Origin of the sequence: Silanimonas sp., from assembly GCF_027531545.1 — a bacterium.
Taxonomy (GTDB): domain Bacteria; phylum Pseudomonadota; class Gammaproteobacteria; order Xanthomonadales; family Xanthomonadaceae; genus Silanimonas.
Genome location: NZ_JAPZSC010000002.1, coordinates 76,337 through 90,471, shown reverse-complemented (window position 1 = coordinate 90,471; position 14,135 = coordinate 76,337). Strand labels below are relative to the sequence as shown.

Here is a 14,135-nt window from a genome sequence, read left to right as displayed (position 1 = left end):
GCTCACAGCAGGACGACGTCGTACTGTTCCTGCCCGTATTGCTCGTCGGGCTGGAAGCGGATGGTCTTTCCAAGGAACTCCTCGAGTTCGGCGACGGCGACCGACTCCTCGTCGGTGATGCGCGCGACGACGTTCGGCGCGGCGATGACCAGCAGGCGCTCGGCCTCGAACTGCCGCACCGCGCGGGTCACCTCGCGGAAGATTTCGTAGCTCAAGGTTTCCGGCGACTTCAGCATGCCGCGGCCGCTGCAGGTCGGGCAGGTTTCGCAGAGCTGGTGCTCGAGGCTTTCGGTGGTGCGCTTGCGCGTCATCTCCACCAGGCCCAGCGGCGAGAAGTCGTACACCGTCGTCTTCGCATGGTCGCGCGCCAAGGCCTTCTCCAGCGTGCGAAGCACCTGGCGGCGATGGTCGGCGTCGTGCATGTCGATGAAGTCGATGATGATGATCCCGCCGAGGTTGCGCAGCCGGAGCTGCCTCGCCACCGCCTGCGCGGCTTCGAGGTTGGTGCGGAAGGCGGTTTCCTCGAGGTTGCGCTGGCCGAGGAACGACCCGGTGTTGACGTCCACCGTGGTCATCGCCTCGGTCTGGTCGACCACGAGGTAACCGCCCGATTTCAGCGGCACTTCCTTCTGCAGCGCGCGGGAGATCTCGTCCTCCACGCCGTTCAGGTCGAACAGCGGCCTCTCGCCAGCGTAATGCTCGATCCGCCCGGCCAAATCGGGCATGAACTGGCCGGCGAAGCGCAGCAGCCGTTCATGCGTCTCGCGGGAATCGACCAGCACCCGGTCGATCTGCGTGCTCATCATGTCGCGCAGGGCGCGCATCGGCAGCGACAGGTCCTCGTAGATGCGGGCGCCCACCGGCGTGCTGGCGCTGGCCTCGCGGATCAGCTGCCACGCGAGCCGCAGGTAGGCCACGTCGGCCTCCAGCGCGTCGCGATCCAGCCCCTCGGCATTGGTGCGGACAATGAAGCCCATGCCGCTGCCTTCGGCCAGTTCGGTCACCAGCCCCTTCAGCCGCGCGCGCTCGGTGTCGTCTTCGATACGGGCGGAAACACCGATCACCTTCGAGTACGGCAACAGCACGAGGTAACGCGACGGGATGCTGACCTGGGTGGTGAGGCGGGCGCCTTTGCTGCCGATCGGGTCCTTCACCACCTGCACGACGATCTCCTGGCCCTCGTGCACCAGCGAGGTGATCGACGGCGGCGGCGCCGGCGGCCCCAACTCCTCGCTCTCGGAGGGCTGCACCTGCGGGACGCGGACGATGTCGGAGGCGTGCAGGAAGGCGGCGCGCTCGAGGCCGAGCTCGACGAACGCGGCCTGCATGCCCGGCATCACCCGCTGAACGCGGCCCTTGTAGAGGTTGCCGACCACGCCCCGGCGCAGACTGCGCTCGATGTGCAGTTCCTGCAGCATGCCCTGCTCGGCGAGCGCCACGCGCGTCTCGCGCGGCGTGACGTTGATCAGGATCTCGGCGCTCAAATCGTCACTCCGTGGCGGCGCAGCAGCGCGGCCGTCTCGAACAGGGGCAGGCCCATTACGCCGGTGTAGCTGCCGGAGAGATGGGCGATGAAGGCCGCCGCGCGGCCCTGGATGGCGTAGGCCCCGGCCTTCCCTTGCCACTCGCGGCTGGCGAGGTAGGCGTCGAGGGTCGGTTCGTCCAGCGCGGCGAAGGTCACCTCCGACAGCGACGTGGCCGAGGCCTCGCCGCCGGCGTGGAGCAGCCAAACCACCGTAGCAACGGCATGGGTCCGCCCCGAGAGCCGGCGGAGCATGCGCGCCGCGTCCGCGGCATCGGCGGGCTTGCCGAAGACCTCGTCGTCGAGGATCACCTCGGTGTCGGCGGCCAGGACCCTCGCCCCGGGCACCGAGGCCACGGCGAACAGGCCGGCACCGGCCTTCTCGCGGGCGACGCGGTTGACGTAGTCGAGGGCCGGCTCGCCCGCCTGGCGGACCTCCGGCACATCGACATCGAGGAGGCCGGGCTCGACGCCGAGCTGCTGCAGCAGCGCACGGCGACGCGGCGATTGGGACGCGAGATAAAGCATGCCCCAAGCATAGCCGCCCGTTCAGGCCGCAGGCACGCTAGCCTTACGCCATGGAACGGCAGCCCCCCCAACGCCGACGCGCCCGCTTCGCCCTCTGGTTGGGCGTAGCGCTGCTGTGCGTCAGCAGCGCCGCGCTGGCCCTGAGCGAAGATCGTCGTTTCAGCGACTTCGCCATCGACAACTGGACCGTCGCCGACGGCCTGCCGCAAGTGGCCGTACAAAGCCTCGCGCAGGACGGCGATGGCTACCTGTGGGTCGGCACGCAGTCGTCGATCGCGCGCTTCGACGGCGTGCGCTTCGAAGCCTTCGATCGCCGCCGCACGGGCGGCATCGACACTTCGATGGCGGAATCGAGCTATCGCTCGCGCGACGGCGATGTCTGGTTCGCCAACCGCACGGGGGCACTGCGCCTGCGCCGCGACCGCGTGACGCGCGTGGCCGCCGCGGGCACCGGGGTCCCGGTGCAGGCCATCACCGAATGGCCGGTGGGTCGGATGCTCTTCGGCACGGCGCGCGGCCTGTACGAGAAGGAAGGCGAGAGCCTCGTCCCCGCCGGCCTCGAAGGCCTGGACATCGGTGCGCTGGTGTCCGACGGCCCGGTGCTGTGGATCGGAGCGCGTGGCCGCCTGCTGCGCCGTGAAGGTGAACAGACCCGCAGCATCGCCCTGCCCGGCGGCGAGGACCTGCGCATCACCCACCTCGTCGCCGACGGCCCCCGGCTGTGGATCGCCACGCCGCGCGGGCTCTGGCTGCAGGACGGCGACCGAGCGCCGGCGCCGTTCGCGCCGCTTCCGGAACTGGCCCGCCAACCGATCGAAACCCTCTGCACCGACAGCGGCGGCAGCCTCTGGATCAGCACGGCGCCGCGCCTCTACCGGCTGCGCTCGAACGGTGAACTCGACGCCATCGAGGACGCGCAGTTCGTCCGCAATCCCTGGGTGAACGCCTGTTTCGAAGACCGCGAAGGCAACCTGTGGCTGGGCAGCCAGACGGAAAGCCTGTTCCGCGCCTGGGACGGCCTCGTCACGCGCCTGACCGAAGCCGATGGCCTCGTCGACCCCTTCGTCTGGGCCCTGGAGGACGACGGCCGGGGCGGCGTCCTGGTCGGCACGAATTCGGGGCTCTCCCACTGGCGCGACGGCCGCGTGGAGACGCTCGTCCCCGGGAGCGAGCTGCCGGAAGCGGCGGTCTACGAACTCGCACGGCTCGACGCGGAGCGGCTCTGGATCGGCACCCGCGGCGGCCTGCGCGAGCGCTCGAACGGCCAACTGGGCCTCCCGCGCGGCGCCGAGGCGCTGGAAGGCACGCAGGTCAACGTGATCGCCCCGATGGCGGAGGCCGTCTGGGTGGGCACGTCCAACGGCCTCTACCGCTCAACGTCTGACGACGGCCTGCGCCCGGTCGGCGAAGGCGCCTTCGAAGGGTCGGCGCTGCGCATCCGCTCGCTGCTGCCGATCGACGGCCAGCGCGTGCTGGTCGGCACCGAGGACGGCCTGCGCTACGTCGATGGCGCCCAGGTGAGCGTCCCCGACTGGGCACGCACGCTGCGCGGCCGTATGGTGAGCAGCCTGCTGCGGTTGCCGAACGGCCTGCTGGTGGCGGGGACGCTCGATTCCGGCCTGACCCTCGTGGCCGGCGAGCGGGCGATCACCCTCGATGAGGGCCTGCCCACGATGAATGCGTGGACGCTGCGGACCCACGACGACCACCTTTACGTGAGTTCGATCGAAGGCCTGTACCGCATGCCGCTGTCCCGGCTGCCAGACCCGACGACCACCAATGCCGACGCCGCGCATGGGGCCGACGTGGGGGCGTCGTGGGTGCTGTCGATGGCTGGGCGGAACCAGAGCGGCCAGCGGGCGCGCTGCTGCAACGGCGGCGCCCGCTCGCGCGCCCTGCTCGTCGGCGGCCAACTGTGGCTGCCCTCGATCTCCGGCGTGCTGCGCGTCGACCTCGACGCCATCGGCAGCGGCGGCACGGAACCGCTGGTGCACGTCGAAGCCGCCACCGTCGGCGACCGCCGCCACCCCGCGGATGCCGGCCCACTGGTGCTGGACGGCGAGCTGCGCGACCTGCGCTTCGACTTCACCGCGCAGAACTTCCGCAGCCCGCGCGCCATGCGTTTCGACTACCGCCTCGACGGCTACGACCGGGACTGGGTCGATGCCGGCGACCGGCGCAGCGCGTTCTACACCAACCTTCCCCCGGGCGACTTCCGGTTCCGGGTGCGCGCGCGCGACGAGTTCGGAAAGTCCGTCCAAGCCGGCAATCCGCTCGACTTGCGCGTCGAACCGCGCTGGTCGGAGCGGCCCGAACTGCGCGTGCTCGCCCTCGTGGGTGGCCTGCTGCTGCTCGTGGCCGGCGTGGTGCTGGGCCAGCGCCGGCAGCGTTCCCGCATGGCGCGCCTGCAGACGCTCGTCGATGAACGCACGGCGCAATGGCAGCGCGCGAACGAACGCCTCGAGCAGGCCAACGCCGTGCTGGCCGTCGAAAGCCAGACCGACGCGCTGACCGGCCTGCCCAACCGACGCGCGGTGTTCCAGCAGATGCCGGCGATGCTCGCGCGCTACCCGGAAGGCGTGGTGCTGGCGCTCGTCGACATCGACCACTTCAAGCACGTCAACGACGACTACGGCCACGCCGCCGGCGACACGGTGCTGCGTGATTTCGCCGCCTTCCTGCGCCGGGCGACGCGCGAGGGCGACCTGCTCGCGCGCTGGGGCGGCGAGGAATTCATCATCGTTTTCGGCGGCCTGCGCGAGGACGCGGTCGCCGCACGCATGACCCGGCTGCTCAACGACGGCCACAGCCTGAACTTCGATCTCGGTACGGAACGCCCGCTGACGCTGACCTTCTCCGTCGGCTGGACGCAGCACCCGCTCGGCGCCACCGCTCAGTCCGACTGGGCGCACGCGCTGGAGCTCGCCGACGCCGCGCTCTACCAGGCCAAGGCCAGCGGGCGGAACACGTGGGTGGGCCTCACCGCGGGCCCGCACATGGGCGACGCCGCGCTCGGCGGCCATCCGGGCAAGCGCATCGCGGAACTCGTCGGCGAAGGCCGCCTGCAGTGGCAGAACCTCCGCCCCCGGCTGACGCCGGTGCCCCGCGAGGAGCGTTCGGCCTAGGCGCGGTGGTAGGGATGGTTGCCGAGGATCGAGCAGGCCCGGTAGAGCTGCTCGGCCACCAGCAGGCGCACCAGCATGTGCGGCAGCGTCATCGGGCCAAAGGCCCAACGCTCGTCGGCGCGCGCCCAGACATCGGGCGCATGGCCTTCCGGCCCACCGATCAGGAAGGCGAGATCGCGCCCCTGCTGGCGCCACGCCGCGAGGCGCTCGGCGAGTTGCTCGGAGGTGTAGGGCTTGCCGCGGCCATCGAGGGCGACGACCCAGGCGTTCTTCGGCAGCGCGGCGAGCACGCGCTCGCCTTCGTCATGCATCGCACGGGCGGCGTCGCGGCCTTTGCCGCGCATTCCGGGTGCCACTTCGACGAGTTCCAGCGGGAGCTCGCGAGAGAGCCGCTTGGTGTAGTCGGCGTAGCCGTCGGCCACCCAGCCGGGCGGCCGTTCACCGACGGCGACCAGCTTCGCTTTCAGGCGATCAGGCTTCCGGCGGCTGGTCGCCGACCGTCCACAGGCGCTCCAGCGCGTAGAACTCGCGCACGCGCGGCAGCATCACGTGGACCACCACGTCACCGAGGTCGACCAGCACCCACTCGGCTTCGCGCTCGCCTTCGACGCCCAGCGGCTGGTAGCCGGCGTGCTTCGAGGCCTTCACCACTTCGTCGGCCAGCGACTTCACATGGCGGGTCGAGGTGCCGGAAGCGATCAGCATGTAGTCGCAGACCGAGGTCTTGCCGCGCACGTCGATCTCGACGAGGTCCTTGGCCTTGATCTCCTCGAGCGCCGCGGTGGCGAGCTTCAGGAGGTCGGCGGGGGCCGGCAGCGGGTTCGGCGGCTGCGGCTTGATGACGTGCTGCGGATGCGACAACGGGGCGGTCCTGTGTGGGATGGCGCGGAGTATACCCCCGACCCTCCCGCCTCAACCCGGCGCCAGGTCGCGGTACAGGCCCCGGGCGGCGATCACCGCCGCCACGCCCGCAGGCAGGCCGAAGGGCGGCCGTCGGCCGGCCACGGCCTCGCGCACGGCGGTGGCGCTTTCCGGCTGCAAGGGCAGGTCGAGCACCGCGACGCGCCCGGAAGGTGCCGTGTGGAAATCGGCCGGTTCGGTGGCCCAGCGGCCGTCCAGGGCCGCGCGCAACTCGTGCGAAAGGCCGTCGAGCAGGCTGCCCGGGCGGCGCGCCACCAGCAGGTGGGCGAGGTCGAACAGGGCGCGCCACTCGTGCCAGCTGGTGAGGCCGAGGAAGGCATCGGCGCCGAGGACGAAACCCAGCGGGCGGGCCTCACCGTGCTCCTGCCGCCACTCGCGCAGGGTGTGGACGGTGTAGCTGGGGCCTTGGCGCGCCCCCTCGCGGGGATCGATGGCCCAGGTGCCGACGGTCGGCGGCGGCTCGCCGGCCAGCGCGGCGCGAAGGAGGTCGAGCCGATCGGCGAACGCGGCGCCCGGCGGGCCGCGATGTGGAGGATCCGCAGCCGGCAGGAAATCGAGGTGCGCCGCCCCGGTGGTGGCCAGTGCCGCGCGCGCCACCGCTAGGTGGCCGAGATGGACCGGATCGAAGGTGCCGCCGTAGAGCAGATGCAGGGGAGCAGCGGTGGCGGGCGTCATCCGGCGCGCTCCCGGCCGCTCACTTCGCCAGCAGGGTCATCGCCGCGCGCGGCCGCGCGACCGCCAGCAGCAAGCGCTCCAGCGCGCGCCACGCATCGCCGCTGGCCCGACCCTTGGCCATGCGCTCCACCTCGCCGACAGCAATCGCGAAACGCTCCCAGGACGAGGGCGGATGCCGCTCGAGGGCGCGGGTGTACTGCGCCATCTTCGAATCCCAGAGCTTCGCCGCGCGCATCTCGGCCATGACGTTGCCGCCACGGGCCTTCACCGCGGCGAACCCGGCGATCTTCGTGATTTCGCCCAGCGTCCAGCCCAGCAGGCCGGCCACCTGCTCGCCTTCGCCGCGCAGCGCGGCGAGGATGCGCGGCACACGGGCGGCTTCACCGGCCAGCGCGGCGTCGACCAGCTTGAAGACGTCGTAACGCGAGGCCTCGGCGACGAGGCGCTCGAGCGTCTCGACGTCGATCGGGCCGGCGCCCTTGTCGAGCAGCAGGGCGAGCTTGTCGATCTCCTGCGCGGCGGCCAGCAGGTTGCCTTCGACGCGTTCGACGAGGCGGGCCAGCGCTTCCGGCGTGGCGGCGAGGCCCTTGCGGCGCAGTCGCGTGGCCAGCCAATCGGGCAACTCGTGCGCCTTCAGCGGCCACACCGGCACCATGTGGCCCGTCGCGGTGATCGCTTCGCTCCACTTGCCCGCGTGCTGCCGGCTCCAGTCCTGCGCGGTGATCAGCAGCACGGTGTCGGGCGGCGGGTTCGCGCAGTACTCGCGGATCGCCTCGCTGCCGTCCTTGCCGGGCTTGCCGCTGGGCAGGCGCAGGTCGAAGAGGCGGCGCTGCGCGAACAGGCTCAGCGAGGCGAGGCCCTGCGTGAGCCGGTTCCAATCGAAGTTGCCCTCGGCATCCAGTACCTCGCGCTCGCCGTAGCCTTCGGCCTTGGCCTTCTCGCGCACGGCGTCGGCGCATTCCTGCACCACCAGCGGCTCGCCCCCGGCGATCAGGATCACGGACGGCAGCGCCTGCGCCGCCACCCGCTTCATGAAGGCGTCGGGGCGGATCTCCGCCATCAGTCGGCGCGCAAGGCGAGGTCGACGCGGCGGAGGATCGCCGCCCGCATGTCGCGGCGGAGCTCCTGCTGAATGATCTCCTGCTCGCCCGGGTTGCCGAAAGCCTCGGCAGCCTCGTAGACGTAGTCGCGCGTCAGCTCGACCGTCTGCTGGTCCAAGCGCTTGCCGCCCGCGGCATCGACGAGGTCGAAGGTGACGCGGTAGCGGGTTTCGACCTCGCGCACGGCAACGAAGGCGTCGACCGAGATCGGGCGCGTCTCCCAGCTCTCGCTGGTGATCGCGAGGCGCGCCGCGCCCTCGGCCGAGGCCGTGGTGTTCGCGCCCGCGCGCTGCAGCGAGCGGCGCAGGTCGTCGGCCAGCGGGCTGTAGGGATCGGCCGCGGTCACGGCGATGGCGCCGAAACCCTCGGGCACCTTCAGCGCGCCACGCGGGGCGAAGCCGCAACCCACCGCGAGCGCGGCGACGAGGGCGGGAACGAGGAAGCGAGCGCGCATGCGGGTCATCCGACGACGATGTTGACGATCTTGCCCGGGACGATGATCACCTTCTTCACCGCCTGGCCTTCGATGAACTTCACCACGTTCGGCTCGGCCAGCGCCATCGCCTCGATGGCGGCCTTGTCGGCGGCGGCCGGAACCTCGATGGTGCCGCGCAGCTTGCCGTTGACCTGAACGGCCAGCGTCAGCGAATCGCGCACCAGCGCCGCCGGGTCGACGGCCGGGAAGGGCAGCGTCTCCAGCACCGTTTCCGGGTGGCCCAGCACCTGCCACAAAAAATGGCTCGTATGCGGGGTGATCGGGTTCAGCAGCAGGGTGACGGCCTCGAAGGCCTCCTGCCGCAGCGCGCGGGCGGCATCGCCGGCCTCGTCGTACTTCGACAGGGCGTTCAGCAGTTCCATCACGGCCGCGATGGCGGTGTTGAAGCTGTAGCGGCGGGCGTAGTCGTCCGTCACCTTCTGGATCGTTTCGTGCAGCTGGCGTCGGATCGCCTTGCCGGCGGGCGACAGCGAAGCGGTATCGAGCTTCGGCGCCGCACCCGCATCGACGTGCTTCTGCACCTGGTTCCACAGGCGACGCAGGAAGCGCGCCATGCCCTCCACGCCCGACTCGTTCCAGTCCAGCGACTGCTCCGGCGGTGCGGCGAACATCGAGAACAGGCGCACGGTGTCGGCGCCGTAGCGATCGACCATCACCTGCGGGTCGACGCCGTTGTTCTTCGACTTCGACATCTTCTCGGTGCCGCCGGCAAAGACCTCACGCCCCGAGAAGAGAAGAACTCCCTCAACGCCATTCCTGTCACTCGTATTGATCACCCTCAACCCAGGGGCAAAAACGGACATATAGGGCGTAGAACCTTTCCCCTCAACCAGACTGTCAGCGAGATTCAGTGGAACCACATCGGTCCAATGCGTCTTCGTGCCATCTGCGTGGACGTAGGTAACGACCTTCGCGGGATCGATCCAGTCCTTACTCCCATCGGCATTGAGCGCGTAATACGACGGTGCCACCACCATGCCTTGGCACAGCAAGTTGGTCGCCGGCTCATCGCTGTCCACGTAGCCCGCATCGCGCAGCAGCTTGTGGAAGAAGCGGAAGTACATCAGGTGCATCACGGCGTGCTCGATGCCGCCGATGTACTGGTCGACCGGCAGCCAGTACTTGGCGCGATCGTCCAGCATGTCGGTCGCACCCGGGCAGCAGTAGCGCGCGTAGTACCAGCTCGATTCCATGAAGGTGTCGAAGGTGTCGGTCTCGCGCTCGAAGCGCTGGCCGTTCGCATCGGTGTACTGGCGCCACGCCGGGTTCGACTTAATCGGCGAGGCCACGCCCTCGAAGCGCACGTCTTCCGGCAGCACGACCGGCAGCTGCTCTTCCGGCACCGCGTGAGCGTTGCCCTCGGCGTCGTAAAGCATCGGAATCGGGCAGCCCCAGTAACGCTGGCGGGACACACCCCAGTCGCGCAGGCGGTAATTCACGCGGCGCGTGGCTTTGTCGCCCAGCAGCGCGGCGGCCTTGTCGAAAGCGGCCTTGTAGCCCAAGCCGTCCATCGCGCCGGAATTCACCGTGCGCAGCGACGCGGCGGTCTTGTCGCCGTACCAGTCCTGCCAGCGTGTGGCGTCGTAGCTCTCGCCGTCGACCGCGATCACCTGCGTGATCGGCAGGCCGTACTTGGTGGCGAATTCGAAGTCGCGTTCGTCGTGGCCGGGCACGGCCATGACGGCACCGGTGCCGTAGCCCATCAGCACGAAGTTGGCGATCCACACCGGCACCTTGGCGCCGCTGATCGGGTGGATGGCGAACAGGCCGGTGTCGATGCCGCGCTTCTCCTGCGTCTCCAGCTCGGCCTCGGACACGCCGCCCTGCTTGCAGCCCGCCACGAACGCGGCGACCTCGGGGTTCATCGCCGCGGCTTTCGCCGCCAGCGCGTGCTCGGCCGCCACGGCCACGTAGGTCACGCCCATCAGCGTGTCCGGGCGGGTGGTGAACACCACCATCGGCTCAGACTCGCCTTCGACGGCGAAGCTGATCTCGAGGCCTTCCGAACGACCGATCCAGTTGCGCTGCATGGTCTTGACCGACTCCGGCCAACCCGGCAGCGCATCAAGGCCGTCCAGCAGCTCCTGCGCGTAATCGGTGATCTTCAGGAACCACTGCGGGATCTCGCGCTTTTCCACCAGCGCGCCGGAGCGCCAGCCACGGCCGTCGACCACCTGCTCGTTGGCGAGCACGGTCTGGTCGATCGGATCCCAGTTCACCACGCTGTTCTTGCGGTAGACGAGGCCCTTCGCATACAGACGGGTGAAGAACTGCTGCTCCCAGCGGTAGTACTCGGGGGTGCAGGTGGTGACCTCGCGCGACCAGTCGTAGGCATAACCCAGCGACTTCAGCTGGTTGCGCATCTTCCCGATGTTCTCGTAGGTCCACTTCGCCGGCGCGGTGTTGTTCTTGATCGCGGCGTTCTCGGCCGGCAGGCCGAAGGCGTCCCAGCCCATCGGCTGCAGCACGTTGAAGCCCTGCATGCGCTTGAAGCGGCTGATCACGTCGCCGATGGTGTAGTTGCGCACATGGCCCATGTGCAGCGCACCCGAGGGGTAGGGCAGCATGCACAGCGCGTAGTACTTGGGCTTGGACGGGTCTTCGACGACCTCGAAGGCCTTGGCGGCGTCCCAGCACTGCTGGGCAGCGGCTTCGAGGGCCTTGGGCTGGAAGCCGGTCTCGGCGGTGTCGTTCGGGGCGGTGGATTCGGCGTGCATGGGCTCTCGGCGGGGGCGCCCGCGACGGGCTGCCCGGAATTCGGCAAGCCGCCAAGGGTACCGCAGCGGCTGCGCAGGCCGTAGAGTCGGGCGTCGCGCCATGGGCTGTGCCGGGGCCCGCGGTGAACGTCCCACCGGCGTCCAAGGAGAGTGCCGATGTCGCTTCGCCCGGGCCTGCTGGCCACCGCCGTGCTCCTCGCCCTGCCCCTGCAGGCCGCGCCCACCGCCCTGCAATGCGGCGACGTCTTCGACGCCAAGGCCGGCCGCCTGATCGGCGCCCAGACCATCGTGGTCGATGCCGGCCGCATCACGGCACTCCAGCCGGGCAAGGTGGCGGTGGAAGGCGCCACGACCATCGACCTCGCCGGCCACACCTGCTCGCCGGGCTGGATCGACCTGCACGTGCACGTGGGCCAGGAGTCGAACCCGAACAGCTACTCGGAAGGCTTCCGCCTCGACGACGTCGATTTCGCGCTGCGGGCCACCCTCTACACCCGCCGCACCGTGGAGGCCGGTTTCACCAGCGTGCGCGACCTCGGTGGCGAGATCGCCCCGCACCTGCGTGACGCCATCAATGCCGGCACGATCCCGGGCCCGCGCATCTATGCCGCGGGCAAGTCGATCGCGACCACCGGCGGCCACGCCGACCCGACGAATGGCCTGAACAACACCCTGTCCACGCTGATGGGCCCGCCCGGCCCGACCGAGGGCGTGATCAACGGCGTCGACGCGGCCCGCCAGGCCGTGCGCCAGCGCTACAAGGAAGGCAGCGACACCATCAAGATCACCGCCACCGGCGGCGTGCTGAGCTACGCCCGCAGCGCCGATGCGCCGCAGTTCACGGTGGAGGAGATCCGCGCCATCGTCGACACCGCGAAGGACTACGGTTACACGGTGGCCGCCCACGCGCACGGCGACGTCGGCATGCGCCGCGCCATCGAGGGCGGCGTCACCAGCATCGAGCACGGCACCTTCATGAGCGATGCCACGATGCGCCTGATGAAGGAAAAGGGCACCTGGTGGGTGCCGACGCTCAGCGCCGGCCGCTTCGTGGGTGAGAAGGCCGAGATCGACGGCTTCTACCCCGAGATCATCCGACCGAAGGCGCGCGCCGTGGGCACGCAGATCATGGCGACGTTCCGACGCGCCTATGCCGCGGGCGTGCCCATCGCCTTCGGCACCGACGCCGGCGTCAGCCCGCACGGCGACAACGCCCGCGAGTTCGAGTTCATGGTGGAAGGCGGCATGCCGGCCAACGTGGCCCTGCAAGCCGCCACGGTGAATGCCGCCACCGTGCTCGGCGCCACCGACCTCGGCCAGATCGCGCCGGGCTTCCACGCCGACATCGTCGCCGTGCCCGGCAATCCACTGGCCGACATCAGCCTGACCCGCAAGGTCGACTTCGTGATGAAGGGCGGCCAGGTCGTGAAGCCACTCGCCAACTGACCGCCTTGCAAGCCGGCGCCCCCGCCCCCATCCGTGGGGGCATCGGCGCCTTGCGCCTTTCCCTCGTGAGACTTCGATGATCCGCCTCGACGCCTTCGGCACGCCGCCTGCCTCCGCTCCCACCGCCGACGCCGCGTCGCCGCACGTGTTCGACGTGACGCTGGAACGCTTCGAGGCCGAGGTGCTGCTGAAGTCGAAGGACGTGCCGGTGCTCGTGGACTTCTGGGCCACCTGGTGCGGCCCCTGCAAGACGCTCGGCCCCATCCTCGAGAAGCTCGCCGCCGAGTACCACGGGGCCTTCCTGCTGGCGAAGGTCGATGTGGACAAGGAGCAGCAGCTCGCCGGCTATTTCCAGATTCGTTCGGTACCGACGGTGATGCTGCTCAAGGGCGGCCAGATCGTCGACGGCTTCCCCGGCGCGCTGCCGGAGGGCCAGCTGAAGGCGTTCCTCGCCCAGCACGGCATCACGCCGGCGGAGCCTGCGGCCGAGGAGGCAGCCGCCGAAGCGCCGCCGGTCGATCCGGAAGCCGAGGTGATCCGCCTGCGCCACGCCGTGGCCGATGCCCCGGACGACGGCGCGCTGAAGCTCGACCTCGTGCTGGCCCTGCTGAAAGTCGGTGCCGCCGCCGAGGCGGAAACCCTGCTCGACGCCCTGCCCGCCAACCTCGCCACCGACGACCGGGCCGTGAAGGCCCGCGCGCGGCTGGGATTTGCTGCCCTGCTGAAGGACGCGCCGCCGGCCGTCGTGCTCGAGCAGGCCATCGCCGCGAACCCCGACGACCTGCGCGCCCGCCATCTGCTTGGCGCGCGCTGCATCGTCGAAGGCGATTCGGAAGCCGGCCTCGTGCAGTTCCTCGAAATGCTCAAGCGCAACCGGGCCTACGAAGACGGCCTGCCGAAGAAGGCGCTGATCGATGCGTTCCGCGTGGTGGATGACGAGGACCTCGTGGGCGCCTACCGGCGGAAGATGGCCACCGTGCTGTTCTGAGCTCCACCGTACGCCTGCGTATGGCATGATCCGGCACCCGTTGCCGGCCCCGCACTGCCATGCCGCCCCGCCTCCTACGCCACTTCTTCAACGTCTGGCCGCCGTTCCTGCTGTCCGGTATCCACGTGACCCACCTCGGTGCCGACTGGCGCAGCGCCGAGGTGGAACTCCGCATGCGGCCTTGGAACCGCAACTACGTCGGCACGCACTTCGGCGGCTCGCTGTTCGCCATGACCGACCCGTTCTGGATGATCCTCACGCTGCGCGCGCTGGGCGAGGATTACGTGGTTTGGGACAAGGCCGGCGAGATCGAATTCGTGAAGCCCGGCCGCGGCACGGTGCGCTGCCGCTTCGACCTCACCGACGCAGTGCTCGACGAACTGCGCGCCGCGGCAGCCGGGGGCGGCAAGGTGTTGCGCTGGATGGACTGCCCGGTGGTCGATGCCCAGGGCGACGTGGTGGCGCGGGTGCGCAAGCAGCTCTACGTGCGCCTGAAGCCGCGGGTGCGCCGCGAGGCCGCCGCGGAACGTGACGCGGCTCACAGCCCGCAGGGCAGCACCGCCCCGAGGCCCTGATCGACGCGGATCGGGGCGGTTTCCCCGCTGGACAGGCCATGG

The 14,135-nt window shown here is 70.1% G+C and carries 12 protein-coding genes; 4 read left to right on the top strand and 8 right to left on the bottom strand.

Annotated elements, in window-relative coordinates; genetic code table 11:
* Positions 1-2: 2 nt before the first annotated feature.
* Positions 3-1,484, bottom strand: coding sequence for a ribonuclease G (rng, locus tag O9280_RS03110; RefSeq protein ID WP_297866858.1), 1,482 nt, complete (start codon positions 1,482-1,484; stop codon positions 3-5).
* Entirely contained in the window at positions 1,481-2,050 is a 570-nt protein-coding gene (locus O9280_RS03105) for a Maf family protein (RefSeq protein WP_298338586.1), read from the bottom strand. The genes rng and O9280_RS03105 overlap by 4 nt, the downstream gene beginning before the upstream one ends.
* Before the next feature lie 50 nt (positions 2,051-2,100).
* On the opposite strand from O9280_RS03105, the gene O9280_RS03100 reads away from it, so the two are divergent.
* On the top strand, positions 2,101-5,175 hold the full coding sequence (locus O9280_RS03100; protein WP_298338581.1) for a ligand-binding sensor domain-containing diguanylate cyclase: 3,075 nt from the start codon (positions 2,101-2,103) through the stop codon (positions 5,173-5,175).
* Here O9280_RS03100 and rlmH read toward each other — a convergent pair.
* From rlmH to leuS, 6 genes are all read right to left on the bottom strand, one after another.
* The gene (rlmH, locus tag O9280_RS03095; RefSeq protein ID WP_298338915.1) at positions 5,172-5,642 is read right to left on the bottom strand and encodes a 23S rRNA (pseudouridine(1915)-N(3))-methyltransferase RlmH; all 471 of its coding nucleotides are present in this window, start codon (positions 5,640-5,642) and stop codon (positions 5,172-5,174) included. The two genes, O9280_RS03100 and rlmH, sit on opposite strands and share 4 nt — an antisense overlap.
* Positions 5,643-5,646: 4 nt before the next feature.
* Positions 5,647-5,991, bottom strand: coding sequence for a ribosome silencing factor (rsfS, locus tag O9280_RS03090; protein ID WP_297866968.1), 345 nt, complete (start codon positions 5,989-5,991; stop codon positions 5,647-5,649).
* A gap of 96 nt (positions 5,992-6,087) precedes the next feature.
* Positions 6,088-6,771: a nicotinate-nucleotide adenylyltransferase gene (nadD, locus tag O9280_RS03085; protein ID WP_298338578.1), complete on the bottom strand. Its 684-nt coding sequence runs from the start codon at positions 6,769-6,771 to the stop codon at positions 6,088-6,090.
* Positions 6,772-6,790: 19 nt separating this feature from the next.
* Positions 6,791-7,831, bottom strand: a complete 1,041-nt coding sequence (gene holA / locus O9280_RS03080; RefSeq protein ID WP_298338575.1) for a DNA polymerase III subunit delta — start codon at positions 7,829-7,831, stop codon at positions 6,791-6,793.
* On the bottom strand, positions 7,831-8,325 hold the full coding sequence (gene lptE, locus O9280_RS03075; RefSeq protein WP_298338573.1) for an LPS assembly lipoprotein LptE: 495 nt from the start codon (positions 8,323-8,325) through the stop codon (positions 7,831-7,833). The genes holA and lptE overlap by 1 nt, the downstream gene beginning before the upstream one ends.
* A 5-nt stretch (positions 8,326-8,330) precedes the next feature.
* Positions 8,331-11,084, bottom strand: coding sequence for a leucine--tRNA ligase (leuS, locus tag O9280_RS03070; protein WP_298338570.1), 2,754 nt, complete (start codon positions 11,082-11,084; stop codon positions 8,331-8,333).
* Positions 11,085-11,240: 156 nt separating this feature from the next.
* Here leuS and O9280_RS03065 point away from each other — a divergent pair, with 156 nt between their 5' ends.
* The 3 genes from O9280_RS03065 to O9280_RS03055 all read left to right on the top strand — a co-directional run bounded on the left by O9280_RS03065 (position 11,241) and on the right by O9280_RS03055 (position 14,093).
* Positions 11,241-12,530, top strand: coding sequence for an amidohydrolase family protein (locus O9280_RS03065; protein WP_298338567.1), 1,290 nt, complete (start codon positions 11,241-11,243; stop codon positions 12,528-12,530).
* A gap of 76 nt (positions 12,531-12,606) precedes the next feature.
* Positions 12,607-13,518, top strand: coding sequence for a thioredoxin (gene trxA / locus O9280_RS03060; protein ID WP_298338564.1), 912 nt, complete (start codon positions 12,607-12,609; stop codon positions 13,516-13,518).
* 59 nt (positions 13,519-13,577) lie between these two features.
* Positions 13,578-14,093 carry a DUF4442 domain-containing protein gene (locus O9280_RS03055; protein WP_298338562.1) on the top strand — a complete coding sequence of 172 codons (516 nt, stop codon included), beginning with the start codon at positions 13,578-13,580 and terminating at the stop codon, positions 14,091-14,093.
* Positions 14,094-14,135 lie beyond the last annotated feature (42 nt).

Bases quoted from the DNA above. Each gene is read 5' to 3' on its own strand.
- O9280_RS03105 (WP_298338586.1), bottom strand. From the start codon at position 2,050: ATGCTTTATCTCGCGTCCCAATCGCCGCGTCGCCGTGCGCTGCTGCAG.
- holA (WP_298338575.1), bottom strand. From the start codon at position 7,831: ATGGCGGAGATCCGCCCCGACGCCTTCATGAAGCGGGTGGCGGCGCAG.
- trxA (WP_298338564.1), top strand. From the start codon at position 12,607: ATGATCCGCCTCGACGCCTTCGGCACGCCGCCTGCCTCCGCTCCCACC.
- O9280_RS03065 (WP_298338567.1), top strand. From the start codon at position 11,241: ATGTCGCTTCGCCCGGGCCTGCTGGCCACCGCCGTGCTCCTCGCCCTG.
- leuS (WP_298338570.1), bottom strand. From the start codon at position 11,084: ATGCACGCCGAATCCACCGCCCCGAACGACACCGCCGAGACCGGCTTC.
- O9280_RS03100 (WP_298338581.1), top strand. From the start codon at position 2,101: ATGGAACGGCAGCCCCCCCAACGCCGACGCGCCCGCTTCGCCCTCTGG.
- O9280_RS03055 (WP_298338562.1), top strand. From the start codon at position 13,578: ATGCCGCCCCGCCTCCTACGCCACTTCTTCAACGTCTGGCCGCCGTTC.
- nadD (WP_298338578.1), bottom strand. From the start codon at position 6,771: ATGACGCCCGCCACCGCTGCTCCCCTGCATCTGCTCTACGGCGGCACC.
- lptE (WP_298338573.1), bottom strand. From the start codon at position 8,325: ATGCGCGCTCGCTTCCTCGTTCCCGCCCTCGTCGCCGCGCTCGCGGTG.